The 11,946-nt window shown below is 68.5% G+C and carries 14 protein-coding genes; 11 read left to right on the forward strand and 3 right to left on the reverse strand.

The window, feature by feature from the left end; all coding sequences use genetic code 11:
* Positions 1–19: 19 nt before the first annotated feature.
* The 8 genes from AC3WOH_RS19435 (at position 20) to AC3WOH_RS19470 (ending at position 6,807) form a co-directional block, all read left to right on the forward strand.
* Positions 20–622 carry a YqgE/AlgH family protein gene (locus AC3WOH_RS19435; protein WP_492230944.1) on the forward strand — a complete coding sequence of 201 codons (603 nt, stop codon included), beginning with the start codon at positions 20–22 and terminating at the stop codon, positions 620–622.
* Positions 619–1,044: a Holliday junction resolvase RuvX gene (gene ruvX / locus AC3WOH_RS19440; RefSeq protein WP_492230945.1), complete on the forward strand. Its 426-nt coding sequence runs from the start codon at positions 619–621 to the stop codon at positions 1,042–1,044. Before AC3WOH_RS19435 ends, ruvX begins: the two co-directional genes overlap by 4 nt.
* Positions 1,041–1,583, forward strand: coding sequence for a bifunctional pyr operon transcriptional regulator/uracil phosphoribosyltransferase PyrR (gene pyrR / locus AC3WOH_RS19445; RefSeq protein ID WP_492230946.1), 543 nt, complete (start codon positions 1,041–1,043; stop codon positions 1,581–1,583). The genes ruvX and pyrR overlap by 4 nt, the downstream gene beginning before the upstream one ends.
* A gap of 2 nt (positions 1,584–1,585) precedes the next feature.
* Positions 1,586–2,548, forward strand: a complete 963-nt coding sequence (locus AC3WOH_RS19450) for an aspartate carbamoyltransferase catalytic subunit (RefSeq protein ID WP_492230947.1) — start codon at positions 1,586–1,588, stop codon at positions 2,546–2,548.
* Positions 2,545–3,843, forward strand: a complete 1,299-nt coding sequence (locus tag AC3WOH_RS19455) for a dihydroorotase (RefSeq protein ID WP_492230948.1) — start codon at positions 2,545–2,547, stop codon at positions 3,841–3,843. The genes AC3WOH_RS19450 and AC3WOH_RS19455 overlap by 4 nt, the downstream gene beginning before the upstream one ends.
* A gap of 20 nt (positions 3,844–3,863) precedes the next feature.
* The gene (locus AC3WOH_RS19460) at positions 3,864–4,601 is read left to right on the forward strand and encodes a lysophospholipid acyltransferase family protein (RefSeq protein WP_492230949.1); all 738 of its coding nucleotides are present in this window, start codon (positions 3,864–3,866) and stop codon (positions 4,599–4,601) included.
* Between the two features lie 116 nt (positions 4,602–4,717).
* Positions 4,718–5,008: a hypothetical protein gene (locus tag AC3WOH_RS19465; protein WP_492230950.1), complete on the forward strand. Its 291-nt coding sequence runs from the start codon at positions 4,718–4,720 to the stop codon at positions 5,006–5,008.
* A gap of 119 nt (positions 5,009–5,127) precedes the next feature.
* Positions 5,128–6,807, forward strand: coding sequence for an OmpA family protein (locus AC3WOH_RS19470; RefSeq protein WP_492230951.1), 1,680 nt, complete (start codon positions 5,128–5,130; stop codon positions 6,805–6,807).
* Between the two features lie 38 nt (positions 6,808–6,845).
* Here AC3WOH_RS19470 and AC3WOH_RS19475 read toward each other — a convergent pair whose 3' ends face one another.
* Positions 6,846–7,136, reverse strand: a complete 291-nt coding sequence (locus AC3WOH_RS19475) for a hypothetical protein (protein ID WP_492230952.1) — start codon at positions 7,134–7,136, stop codon at positions 6,846–6,848.
* 288 nt (positions 7,137–7,424) lie between these two features.
* On the opposite strand from AC3WOH_RS19475, the gene AC3WOH_RS19480 reads away from it, so the two are divergent.
* The 3 genes from AC3WOH_RS19480 (at position 7,425) to AC3WOH_RS19490 (ending at position 9,880) form a co-directional block, all read left to right on the forward strand.
* Positions 7,425–8,657 (forward strand): Yip1 family protein, encoded by a 1,233-nt coding sequence (locus AC3WOH_RS19480; RefSeq protein ID WP_492230953.1) that lies wholly within the window; start codon positions 7,425–7,427, stop codon positions 8,655–8,657.
* Positions 8,658–8,921: 264 nt separating this feature from the next.
* On the forward strand, positions 8,922–9,482 hold the full coding sequence (locus AC3WOH_RS19485) for a DUF4166 domain-containing protein (protein WP_492230954.1): 561 nt from the start codon (positions 8,922–8,924) through the stop codon (positions 9,480–9,482).
* Between the two features lie 5 nt (positions 9,483–9,487).
* Positions 9,488–9,880, forward strand: a complete 393-nt coding sequence (locus AC3WOH_RS19490) for a thiol-disulfide oxidoreductase DCC family protein (protein WP_492230955.1) — start codon at positions 9,488–9,490, stop codon at positions 9,878–9,880.
* A gap of 156 nt (positions 9,881–10,036) precedes the next feature.
* On the opposite strand, the gene AC3WOH_RS19495 is transcribed toward AC3WOH_RS19490, so the two are convergent.
* Positions 10,037–10,657, reverse strand: a complete 621-nt coding sequence (locus AC3WOH_RS19495; protein ID WP_492230956.1) for a DUF6272 family protein — start codon at positions 10,655–10,657, stop codon at positions 10,037–10,039.
* A gap of 198 nt (positions 10,658–10,855) precedes the next feature.
* Entirely contained in the window at positions 10,856–11,944 is a 1,089-nt protein-coding gene (locus tag AC3WOH_RS19500; protein ID WP_492230957.1) for an ABC transporter ATP-binding protein, read from the reverse strand.
* Positions 11,945–11,946: the final 2 nt, after the last annotated feature.

The raw sequence follows: 11,946 nt of genomic DNA on the forward strand, positions 1-11,946 counted from the left end.
ACCGTTAAAATTGGGCCATATGTCTATCGATTCTGCGCCCACCATCAACCTGACGCATCATTTCCTGATCGCGATGCCTGGTCTGGAGGATGAGTCTTTCGCGCGCAGCGTGGTCTACCTGTGCGAGCACAGCGAGCGGGGCGCGCTGGGGCTCATCATCAACAAGCCCACCGACATCACCTTGAAGGGCCTGTTCGACAAGGTGGACCTCTCCCTGCGCCGCGAGGACCTGCGCACCGCGCCCGTGTTCTCGGGCGGCCCGGTGCAGACCGAGCGCGGCTTCGTGCTGCACGAGCCCATGCTCATGGACAAGGCCGAGACCGAGGAATCGGCCTACGCCTCCACCATGACCATCCCCGGCGGCCTGGAGATGACCACCTCCAAGGACGTGCTCGAAGCCCTGTCCACCGGCGCCGGCCCGCGCCGCGTGCTCATCACCCTGGGCTACTCGTCCTGGGGCGAGGGCCAGCTCGAATCCGAACTGGCCGAGAACGCCTGGCTCACCGTGGGGGCCGACCTGTCGGTGATTTTCGACACCCCCGTGACCGAGCGTTACGACCGCGCACTGGCCCTTCTGGGCCTGCAGGCCTGGATGCTCTCGCCCGAGGCGGGGCACGCATGACCGGCTTGCCCGTTCAGCCGGCCGTTCCTGCGCATTTCCAGACCTTTCTTGCATTTGATTTTGGCGCCAAGCGCACCGGCGTGGCCACGGGCAACCGCATGCTGCGCAGCGCCAGCCCGCAGCAGACCATCAAGGCCGAGGGCGCAGATGCCCGTTTGACGCAGGTGGCCCAGCGCATCAAGGAGTGGCAGCCCGACGCCCTGGTGATCGGCGTGCCCTACCACCCCGACGGCGCCAGCCACGAGAACACCGAGCGTGCCCTGAAGTTCGGGCGCCAGCTGCGCGGCCGCTTCGGTTTGCAGGTGTTCGAGGTCGATGAACGCTACAGCACCGCCGAGGCCATTGCCGGTGGCGCCAAGGATGCCGATGCCGCCTCGGCCTGCATCATCCTGGAACAGTTTTTGAGGAATCTTCCACCATGACCACGCCCACCTCTCCTTCACCGTCCGGCAGCCTGGTGCTCGACGCCGAGGCCCTGTACCGCGAGCTGCTGCGCGGCGTGCGCAGCATGATGACCACCAACCCCGGCGCCACCTACCTGGCGGGCATCGCCTCGGGCGGCGCCTGGCTGGCCGAGCGCCTGCAGAAGGGCCTTAGCCTCGATGGCGCGCCCGGCGTGCTCTCGTCGGTGATGCACCGCGACGACTTCGCCCAGCGCGGCCTGGCCGCTGGTGCGCAGACTTCGTTGCCGTTCGACGTGAACGGCGCCGACATCATCGTGCTCGACGACGTGCTCTACACCGGCCGCACCATCCGTGCCGTGCTCAACGAGCTGTTCGACTACGGCCGCCCCGCCAGCGTGCGCCTGGCCGTGCTGGTGGACCGCGGCGGGCGCGAGCTGCCCGTGCACGCCGAATTCGCCGCGGCCCGCGTGGCGCTGCCGGCCACGCAATCGCTGGCCCTGGCGCGTGACGCGCAGGGCGGCTTCCAGTTCCAAGTCCACCAAGCCCGGGAGGCCTGACCGTGCTGCACAAGCGCAACCCCCAACTCAACAGCCACGGCGAGCTGGTCCACCTGCTGTCCATCGAGGGCCTGCCGCGTGACATCGTCACGCACATCCTCGATACCGCCGCCAACTTCGTGAGCGTGAGCGACCGCGAGGTCAAGAAGGTGCCCCTCTTGCGCGGCAAGAGCGTGTTCAACCTGTTCTTCGAGAACAGCACGCGCACCCGCACCACCTTCGAGATCGCGGCCAAGCGCCTGTCGGCCGACGTCATCAACCTCGACATCGCGCGCAGCTCGGCCAGCAAGGGCGAATCGCTGCTCGACACCATCGCCAACCTCTCGGCCATGGCCGCCGACCTGTTCGTGGTGCGGCACAGCGAATCGGGCGCGCCCTACCTGATCGCCCAGCATGTGGCGCCCCACGTGCACGTGATCAACGCGGGCGATGGCCGGCATGCCCACCCCACGCAGGGGCTCTTGGACATGTACACCATCCGCCACTACAAGAAGGATTTCAGCAACCTCACCGTGGCCATCGTGGGCGACGTGCTGCACTCGCGCGTGGCGCGCTCCGACATCCACGGCCTGACCACCCTGGGCTGCGCCGAGGTGCGCGTGGTGGGCCCACGCACCCTGGTGCCCTCCGACATGTCGCAGATGGGCGTGCGCGTGTGCCATACGCTCGAGGAAGGCATCAAGGACGCCGACGTCGTCATCATGCTGCGCCTGCAGAACGAGCGCATGAGCGGCGCGCTGCTGCCCTCGAGCCAGGAGTATTTCAAGAGCTTCGGCCTCACGCAGGAGAAACTGCAGCTGGCCAAGCCCGACGCCATCGTTATGCACCCCGGCCCCATCAACCGCGGCGTGGAGATCGACTCCGCCGTGGTCGACGGCAAGCAGAGCGTGATCCTGCCGCAGGTCACTTTCGGCATCGCAGTGCGCATGGCCGTCATGTCCATCGTTGCAGGAAATGAAGCATGAAGATACTGATCCAGAACGGCCGGGTGATCGACCCCGCATCCGGCTTCGACCAGACCTGTGACATCGCCCTGGCCGCGGGCCGCATCGTCGGCATCAACCGCGTGCCGCCCGACTTCGCGCCCAACCGCGTGGTCAATGCCGCCGGCTGCTACGTGCTGCCCGGCCTGGTGGACCTGGCCGCGCGCCTGCGCGAGCCCGGCCATGAGCACGAAGGCATGCTCGAATCCGAAATGGCCGCCGCCGTGGCCGGCGGCGTGACCAGCCTGGTCTGCCCGCCCGACACCGACCCCGTGCTCGACGAGCCCGGCCTGGTGGAGATGCTCAAGTTCCGCGCCGAGAAGCTGCACCAGAGCCGATTGTTCCCGCTGGGCGCGCTCACGCGCAACCTGGCCGGCGAGGTGCTCACCGAAATGGCCGAGCTCACCGAGTCCGGCTGCGTGGGCTTCAGCCAGGCCGAGGTGCCGTTGGCCAGCACCCAGGTCACGCAGCGCGCGCTGCAGTACGCCGCCACCTTCGGCTACACCGTGTGGCTGCGCCCGCAAGACCTGCACCTGGGCAAGGGCGTGGCCGCCAGCGGCCCCCTGGCCACGCGCCTGGGCCTGTCGGGCGTGCCCGTGGCGGCCGAGACCATCGCCCTGCACACCATCTTCGAGCTGCAGCGCAGCACCGGCGCCCACGTGCACCTGTGCCGTATCAGCAGCGCCGCGGGCGTGGACCTGGTGCGCCGCGCCAAGGCCGAAGGCCTCAAGGTCACGGCCGATGTGAGCATCAACTCCCTGCACCTGACCGACGTGGACATCGGCTTCTTCGACAGCCGCGCCCGCCTGTCGCCCCCGCTGCGCCAGCAGCGCGACCGCGATGCGCTCAACGCCGCGCTGGCCGACGGCACCATCGACGTGCTGGTGAGCGACCACACCCCCGTGGACGAAGACGCCAAGACCCTGCCGTTCGCCGAGGCCGAGCCCGGCGCCACCGGGCTGGAGCTGCTGCTCAGCCTGGCCCTCAAGTGGTCGCAGGACAGCGGCGTGCCGCTCCAACGCGCGCTCGCCGTCGTCACCAGCGAGCCCGCACGCGTGCTCGGCGGCGCCCTGGGCACGCTGCAGGCCAGCGTGGGCAAGATCGTCGAAGGTGGCGTGGGCGACCTGTGCATCTTCGACCCCGCCGCCGCGTGGACGGTGCAGGGCGACGCCCTGCGCAGCCAGGGCAAGCACACGCCCTTCCTGGGCTACGAGCTGCCCGGTCGCGTGCGCACCACCCTGGTCGGCGGGCAGATCGCCTTCGACCGTGGCGGCTGAGCTGTGACCACCGTGCAGCCATGAAGGCCCTGCGCGCCGTCTGGCGCCTGTGGCGCATGCTGGGCCACATCCTCAAGGGCATGGCCATCGTCGCGCTGCGCTTTCCCGCGCTCTCGCCCGACCAGCAGCACGCGCGCGTGCAGGCCTGGTCCATGGAGCTTTTGGCCAAGGCCGGCATCACGCTGCGCCTGCTGGGCCAGCCGCCGGTCACCGGCCCGGTGATGCTGGTGGCCAACCACATCTCCTGGCTCGACATCCCGGTCATGCACGCGGCACGCCACTGCCGCTTTGTCTCCAAGTCCGACGTCAAGGCCTGGCCCCTCATCGGCGGCCTGGCGACTGCCGCCGGCACCCTGTACATCGAACGTGCCTCGCGCCGCGACGCCCTGCGCATGGTGCACACCATGCAGGAGTCGCTGGAGCGCGGCGAGGTGCTCGGCGTCTTCCCCGAAGGCACCACCGGCGACGGCCGCGACATCCTGCCCTTTCACGCCAACCTCATCCAGGCCGCCGTGGCCGCCAATGCCCCGGTTCAGCCCGTGGGCCTGCGCTTTGTCGACCGCAGCACCGGCGAGCTGAGCTTCGCCCCCAGCTACATCGGCGACGAAACCCTGGTCGGCTCCATCTGGCGCACCCTGAGCGCCCCGGCCATCGAGGCCGTGGTGCACTATGGCGAGGCGCAGCTGCCCGCAGGGCGGGACCGGCGTGTCTTCACGCAGGATTTGCAGGGGGCGGTGGATCGGTTGCGGCGGGGGTGAAACGGCCTGGCACTGGTCTGCAGGAGTTTCTCGGGTGCTCCGAAAGGGTTGTTGTCCGACTTCGAGCGGGGTCCGCCAGTGCGACACTCTGCCCATCCTTGATGGAGGCAGCCTCTATGCAATTCGTTCAACACCTGAGCGTGTGGGCCGTGCTGACCCTCAGTTCCATGGCCGCCGTGGCCCAAGGCGTCAACACGCCCGCCATCGTGCCCGGGCTGCGGCCGGCGGTCCCTCCGGCATCGTCCCCCTACCAGCCCCCGGTGCCATCGACCAGCACCACGCCGCAGCAGACCCCCGCGCCCCCGCCCAGCCAGACGCCGGCCCAGACGCCGGAGCTACCGCCCTCCCAATCGCCTTCCGAGACGCCGCGCGAGCCGGTGGCTGCGCCGCCCGTGCAGGGTGAGTGACGTACAGAGGGGGTGCGAGGGCCGCGTCGCCCTGCCGCCTGTGAACCCTTTTGCGCGTGCTGGCCGCGGCGCGCACACCGTGCTTGGTGCGCGAGCAATGGCTGCATTAGAGTGCGGTGATGCTGCTGATGATCTTCTTGCGCACATGCACCCGGGCGATGGCGGTGCTGGCGGTGGCGCTGGTGCCGTCGTTTGGTTGGGCCTTCAAGATTGTGGGCGATGTCTATTTTGATCCGGGCTCGTCCGTCCTCTCGGGCGAGCAAATCGACTATCTCGACCAGCAGAAATGCAAGGCGGGGTCGGAACCGCTGAAGGAGATGGTGGTCATTGGACATGCATCGCCACGGGAGCGGAATGCGAAAGACTTGTCGTTGGCCAGGGCGCTCGCCGTGAAGGAATGGTTGGTGGCCAATACAGGGTGGGACGCGAACAGGATCCACGCCGAGGGCAAGGGCGCACGCCAGCCTGTGGCGGACGATGCCACTGACGTTGGCAGTATGAAGAACCGCCGGGTAGAGCTGGAGTCGATCTCCGACGGAAGGTATCGCTACTCGCCCCCTTCCCCGCAGTGTCGCCTTGTCAGGTGGGAAGCCGCCTTCCTCGCAACGGAAGGCGACTCTGCAATGGTGGTGGCTCGGTCGCTGGCCCGCACGGGCTGGGTACGGGCTCCTACCCTGTACCGTTCAGCGCTGCAGCACCGGCGCGACGACCTGTTCACCCGGTTGCCCCATGCAGGCATCGCCACCACCCGCATGCAGCGGATCGAGATTGCCGGGATGGCCCTGGCTTTCGGCAAGTTCGATTACTTCACGGACTGGCTGCGTCGCGAGGGCCGAGCCCTTGGTGGCAACCAGCTGGACGCGCTGCTGCAGGCCGCATGCGAGGGGGAGGGCAGAGCGACCGAGCGCGCCACCGTCATCCGCTTGCTGCACGCGGCAGGGGCGGAGTCCCGCACGCCGGCGGGGCTTCAATGTGCGGTGGCCGGAATCGATCAAGCCCAGGTGGTCGACGCCTATCTCGCGGGTGGGGCACAGCGGTTCATCGATGCGGACATGGTGGTTGACGCTGGCAGAAAACCCGCCGTTTTGGAGCGCCTGCTGGCTTGGGGTGGCAATCCGGCCAGCCGGACCGCGCAGGGCGCCACGCTGTTCCACACCTCCCGGCTGAAGACGGTTGCCGATGTGCAGCGCCTGCTCGGCTGGGGCCTGGATATCAATGCCAAGGGGCCTACCTTTCCGTCCAACCCGCAGACCACTCCTCTGCGGGAAGCGCTGGGCTATGCCAGCGTGGAGGTCCTGGATTTCATGAAGCAGGCGGGTGCCGATACCAGTAGCGTGGAGGGCGGGGAGCCGCTGGGGGCGACCCGGATCATCGCCAACCAGCTTTGGCTTCTGCGCAACGGGGCGCCGCTCTTGAATGCAAGCGATGCCATGGTGTCCGTGGCACGGCAGGGAGATGTGGCGCTGCCCGTGCTGGAGGCCTTGCACGAACGTGGTGTGGATCTCGGTGCGACCGATGAGCGAGGGATGAGTGCATTGGGCGTCGCCATCGAACGGTACGCACCCGCCCTGGTGCGGTTTCTGGTGGCACAGGGCGTGTCCCTGCAGGTGCGCACGTGGCAAGACGCAGCGCTTCGGCCCGCCCTGGAGGTGGCAGAAGACCTGTCGGAGGTGGTTCCGCAGCTTGCCTGCATGTCCCATGGCCCATGCCATGCCGTGCCGTTTCTGTCCGTTGTGGACCCGGAGCGCCAGCGCAAGAAACGCGAGATTCTGCGGATCCTGGGCGCTGGGGCCTCGTGAGATGCCGTCGGTCATGCCTGCAGCGCAGCGCCGGCCGTTCATTCACCCGGGGCATCCACCATCGCAGCCACCAGCCGCTGCCCGAAGTGGTCGAACACATGGCGGAAATCAAGAATGCCTTCCTGGTACAGCGCCAGTATGCGGTTGTCTGCGTCGCTGAGCCCTGGGCAGGGCTGCTGGGCCAGCGCCGATGTCAGGTGGGCAATGTCATCGGCCCGCTTTGCCAAGGGTCTGTCGTCAAGCTGTTGTTCCACGTCGGCAACGCAGGCTTGCAATGCCAGTACCTCGGTCGGAACCAGCTTCCCCTCCGTGTCGTGGCTGAATTTCATGGCTCGCCCCCTCGGCCGCCTTGCGCGGAACTGCGGGGCGGATACTCGGTGCCACTGTATCGCTCGCCGCGATTCCTGCAAGCCGGCCCCGTTTGCCCGCTCCCAGACAGCCGGAGTAGCCTGCCCGCCCGAAACCGTGCATATTCCACATTTGCGGCGCGAGGGAGCCGGGATGGGGCGTGGAAACCCCTGCAATTGCCTTATCGTCCGCACCAGTTGACCAGCCAGCCTGCCTGCCTCCATGTCGAGGGCGCAGGCGTCCATTCACACTGCCGGGAGGGCACCGCCATGAACCTGATTGAACGCGTCAAGAACATTCTTCTCAAACCCAAGGAGGAGTGGGCCACCATCGACGCCGAGCCGGCCGATGTGGCCGGCCTGTACACCCAGTACCTGATGATCCTGGCGATCATCCCGGCGGTCTGCGGCTTCATCGGCGCATCGCTGGTTGGCTATGGCGGCTTCGGGTTCACCGTGCGCGTGCCCATCTTCTCGGGCCTGATCAATATGGTGGTCTCGTACGTGCTGAGCCTGGTGGGCGTGTTCGTGCTGGGACTCCTCATCGACGCGCTGGCACCGACCTTCGGCGGCCAGAAGAACCAGATCCAGGCGCTCAAGGTGGCGGTCTACGGCAGCACCGCGGCGCTGCTGGGCGGCATCTTCATGATGCTTCCTGCCCTTTGGATTCTGGGCATGCTGGCCTCGCTGTATTCCATCTACCTGGTCTACCTGGGCCTGCCAGTCCTGATGAAGAACAACCCGGACAAGACCATTGCCTACACCGCCGTGGTGATCGTGGCCGGTATCGTGGTCGGGGTCATCATCGGCGCCGTGAGCACGCTGTTTGCGCCCCGTGGCCCCGCCCTGTTCGGCGGCGCCGATGCGCCCGCGATTTCCGTGAACACCCCCGGCGGCAAGGTCACCATCGACACGGCCGGCCTCGAAGCCGCGAGCAAGAAGATGGAAGAGGCCGCACGCCAGATGGAAAAGGCCCAGAAGAGCCAGGACCCCGCCGCCATTGCCGCGGCCAACAGCGGTGCCGTGGCGGCTGCCGCCGGCATGATGGGTGGCGGCCAGGCCGTGGCGGCCCAGTCGCTCAAGGCCGCACTGCCCGAGAAGCTGGCCGACCTGCCGCGCACGGGCTTTGACGTGCAGGACGGTGCGGCCCTGGGCCTGCCCACCAGCCAGGCCAGCGCCTCCTATGGCAGCGGCGACAAGCGCGTGCGCATCGAGATCATCGACATCGGCGGCCTGGGCCAGATGGCGGCCCTCGCCATGGGCATGGGCCAGGGCGAAAAGGAAGACCAGACCAGCGCCGAGAAGACCTGGCAGGAAAACGGCCGCACCCTGCACCAGAGCTACCAGAAGGATGGCAGCCGCGCCGAGTTCAAGACCGTGCTCAAGAACGGCCTGGTGGTCGGCATCGAAGGCGACGGTGTGGGCGTGAAGGACCTGCGCGGCATGCTCTCGCAGGTGGACCTCAATGCGCTGGAAGCCCTCCAGCGCAAGCCCAAGGGCTAAGAAGGTGGGAATGCACCCGGCATGCCCGCTCATCCCGCCAAAACACACGCGCTCGTCGTTGCAAATGCTCGCCATAGCCCGAGCTATGTCTCCGCTTTGCGCCTAGATCGCGCGTGTTGTGGCGGCCTGCTCGGGCACGCCGGATACATCCCCACCTTCTGAGTGGCGAATGTGCGTGCGCGGGCTCCGGCCCGCTTTTTTTGCCTGCGCACCAAGGCGGGTAGACTGGGCCAACACAGGCTTTTGTCCTGGATGCAAGGTCCCATGAACGACACCATTGCCCCTGCCGCACCCGCCACGCTGTACCAGCGCGTGATGGGCGGCGACTTCGATCGGCTGTCCTCCCCCGTGGCGCGGTTTCACCGCCTGGCGGGGCCGCAGGTGCTGCATGGCCAGGTGCAGGTGCAGGCGCCCGCATCGCTGCTGGGCCGGGTGCTGGCCTGGGGCCTGGGTGCGCCGCAGCAGGCAGGGCAGGGGGCGATCCGCTTCGAGCTCGATGCCACGCCCAGCGCCGAGGTGTGGACGCGCATCTTCCCCACGCGCACCATGCGCTCCACCTTGCGCGAGGCGCCGGGCTTCGTCGAGGAGCACATGGGCGCGGCGCGGCTGCTGTTCGGCCTGTCGGCCGTGGAGGGCGGCCGGCTGGAGATGCGCCTGGTGCGCATGCGCTTTCTGGGCCTGCCGTGCCCGCGCTGGCTGCAGCCCGCCATCGTGGCGCGCGAGACGGGGCAGGGCGATGACGAGCTGCACTTCGAGGTGCAGGCCACCGTACCCTGGATCGGCCGCGTGGTGGCCTACCAGGGGCATCTGCGGGTGCCGGTTTAGCCACCATGATTGTCGTCTTCGATGGCAAGTGTTTGCTGTGCAACGGCTGGGTGCAGTTCCTGCTGCGCCATGACCGGCAGGGCCGCATCCGCTTTGCCTCCATGCAGGGCGAGCAGGGCGCGCGCCTGCTGAACGAGGCGGGCCTTTCGGCCGGTGAGGGGTTGCAGACGCTGCTGGTGATCGAAGGCGGGCGCAGTTGGCAGCACACGGCCGCCATCCTGCGCATCCTGCACCGCCTGGGCTGGCCCTGGCGCCTGGCCTGGGTGGGCTGGCTGGTGCCGGCGCCCCTGCGCGATGCGCTGTACCGGCTGGTGGCGCGCAACCGCTACCGCATCTGGGGGCGGTCCGAGGTCTGCATGGTGCCCGCCCCGGAGCACGCGGGGCGCTTCCTGGACTGAGCTTTACCCCCTGTGGGCGCGCCGCATGCAACTGGCGCGGCCGAGGCCAGTGCCCCCGTGCAAGGGCCGCCCCGCCGCACCGGGGGCGTCCCCCTCCCAGATTGCGAAGCAATATGAGAGAGGGGTGAGGGCGCGAAGCGACTCAGGGGGTGCTCTCTAAATTCTCGCCTTGACGTGGAACTGTGCCGTGCGGCCCTCGGTATCGGGGCTGGGGGCAAAGCTGTATTCCAGCGGCGCGCTGGCGTCGCGCGCAATGGTCAACAGGCCCAGGCCGGCGCCCTTGCTCAGCGTGTCGTTGGCGCTGTGGTCGGCATTGCGCAGCTGCTCGCGGTAGCTTTGCTTGATCTCTTCGAGGCTCATGGCGCGCAGGGTGTCGAGCTTGTCGGTGAGCCGCGGCACGTGCGCGATGTCCACCGCGTTGCTGCACACGATCCAGTACTGGGCGGGCGCGGCCTCGGCAGCCTCCTGGCCGTGGTCGGGCAGGTCCTTGCCCACGCCGATGGCGCCCTTGGGGCCGGGGGCCGCATCCGCAGCCAGCGGCGCAGCGCCATCGTCCTCGGGCGGCACGGCATAGTGCAGGATGTTGTGCGCCATTTCCACAAAGGTGGAGAACAGCTTGCGCTTGGCCGGGCCCGAGGCGTCCTCGGTGGCCAGGCGCTGCTTGAGCGAGTCGGCCGCCGCGGCCACCACGGCGGGCGTGAATTCCCCCGCGTAGTAGAACAGCACGCCGCAGTCCTGCGCGTTGGCCTGGAAGCGTTCGAAATCGGGGCCGTTCATGCGGCGGCTCCAGCAGGGGCGAGGTCAGGGGCGCCGCCGGCCGCCATGGCCGGGCGCGGGTCGAGGAGAGGCATGCGGGTAGAACCGATGATGCTACGAATTGCAACCGATTCTTGCCGCCCTGCATGACGGCGCCGTGACGTTTCGATGATGATGGCGGTGAGGGGCAGTGGCCCCGGCGGCCCCTGCGCTGCCCGTTCAGGCCGCGCTGGCCGCGGCTGCTGCCTCGCGCGGGAAGGTCACCACATGGTCGGCCTCGGCGCGGATGCCGATCCACTCGCCCACCGCATGGTCGTGGTGGCTGGGCACATGGGCCAGCATGGTCTGGCCGTTGGCCAGGCGCAGGGTGTACAGAAACTCCGAGCCGCGGAAGGACTTGCGTACGATCTGCGCCTGCACCGGCGAGGCGTCGTCGTGCACGATGTCGTCGGCACGCAGCAGCACATCGCATTCGCCGCCCGGGTAGCTCGCGGGCAGGGGGCACTCGGCCAGGTCGGTGAGTTCGCCCACGGGCGTTTGCGCCACCACGTTGCTGCCGCGCTGCACCAGCGTGGCGGGGGCGAACACGCCATGGCCGATGAAGTCCGCCACGAAGCGCGTGGCCGGGCGGTGGTACAGGGTGTAGGCATCGTCCCACTGGTGCAGCCGGCCTTCGTGCATCACGCCGATCGCGTCGCCGATGGCAAAGGCCTCCAGCTGGTCGTGTGTGACGAACAGCGCCGTGGCGCCCGCCGCCTTGAGGATGCCGCGCACCTCGTGCGCCAGGCGCTCGCGCAGGTCCACGTCGAGGTTGGAAAACGGCTCGTCCAGCAGCATCAGCTGTGGGCGCGGCGCCAGGGCGCGCGCCAGCGCCACGCGCTGCTGCTGCCCGCCCGAGAGCTCGTGCGGAAAGCGCTGCTCGCTGCCTTCAAGCCCCACCAGGGCCAGCACCTCGGCCACGCGTGCGGCCTGCTCGGCGCGCGGCAGCCGGTGGATGCCAAAGGCCACGTTGCGCCCCACCGAGAGGTGCGGAAACAGCGCATAGTCCTGGAACACCATGCCGATGCGCCGCTGCTCGGGCGGCACGCTCACGCTGGCGCTGCTGACCACCTGCCCGGTCAGGCTGATCTGCCCGCCCGACACGGGCTCGAGCCCCGCCACGGCGCGCAGCAGCGTCGTCTTGCCGCAGCCCGAGGGGCCGATGAGCACGCCGATATCGCCCGCGCGCAGGCCCAGGGACACGTTCTGCACGGCGGCGCGGGCGCGGCCGGCATAGCGCACTTCGAGTTGGGAGACCTCAAGAAACATGG

It is taken from the genome of Acidovorax sp. FW305-C-20-28, assembly GCF_058783375.1.

Excerpts from the sequence above, each read along its gene's own strand:
- AC3WOH_RS19455 (WP_492230948.1), top strand. The coding sequence starts at position 2,545 with ATGAAGATACTGATCCAGAACGGCCGGGTGATCGACCCCGCATCCGGC.
- AC3WOH_RS19460 (WP_492230949.1), top strand. The coding sequence starts at position 3,864 with ATGAAGGCCCTGCGCGCCGTCTGGCGCCTGTGGCGCATGCTGGGCCAC.
- AC3WOH_RS19495 (WP_492230956.1), bottom strand. The coding sequence starts at position 10,657 with ATGAACGGCCCCGATTTCGAACGCTTCCAGGCCAACGCGCAGGACTGC.
- AC3WOH_RS19475 (WP_492230952.1), bottom strand. The coding sequence starts at position 7,136 with ATGAAATTCAGCCACGACACGGAGGGGAAGCTGGTTCCGACCGAGGTA.
- pyrR (WP_492230946.1), top strand. The coding sequence starts at position 1,041 with ATGACCACGCCCACCTCTCCTTCACCGTCCGGCAGCCTGGTGCTCGAC.
- AC3WOH_RS19490 (WP_492230955.1), top strand. The coding sequence starts at position 9,488 with ATGATTGTCGTCTTCGATGGCAAGTGTTTGCTGTGCAACGGCTGGGTG.
- AC3WOH_RS19435 (WP_492230944.1), top strand. The coding sequence starts at position 20 with ATGTCTATCGATTCTGCGCCCACCATCAACCTGACGCATCATTTCCTG.
- AC3WOH_RS19470 (WP_492230951.1), top strand. The coding sequence starts at position 5,128 with ATGCTGCTGATGATCTTCTTGCGCACATGCACCCGGGCGATGGCGGTG.
- AC3WOH_RS19465 (WP_492230950.1), top strand. The coding sequence starts at position 4,718 with ATGCAATTCGTTCAACACCTGAGCGTGTGGGCCGTGCTGACCCTCAGT.
- AC3WOH_RS19480 (WP_492230953.1), top strand. The coding sequence starts at position 7,425 with ATGAACCTGATTGAACGCGTCAAGAACATTCTTCTCAAACCCAAGGAG.
- AC3WOH_RS19500 (WP_492230957.1), bottom strand. The coding sequence starts at position 11,944 with ATGTTTCTTGAGGTCTCCCAACTCGAAGTGCGCTATGCCGGCCGCGCC.
- AC3WOH_RS19485 (WP_492230954.1), top strand. The coding sequence starts at position 8,922 with ATGAACGACACCATTGCCCCTGCCGCACCCGCCACGCTGTACCAGCGC.
- ruvX (WP_492230945.1), top strand. The coding sequence starts at position 619 with ATGACCGGCTTGCCCGTTCAGCCGGCCGTTCCTGCGCATTTCCAGACC.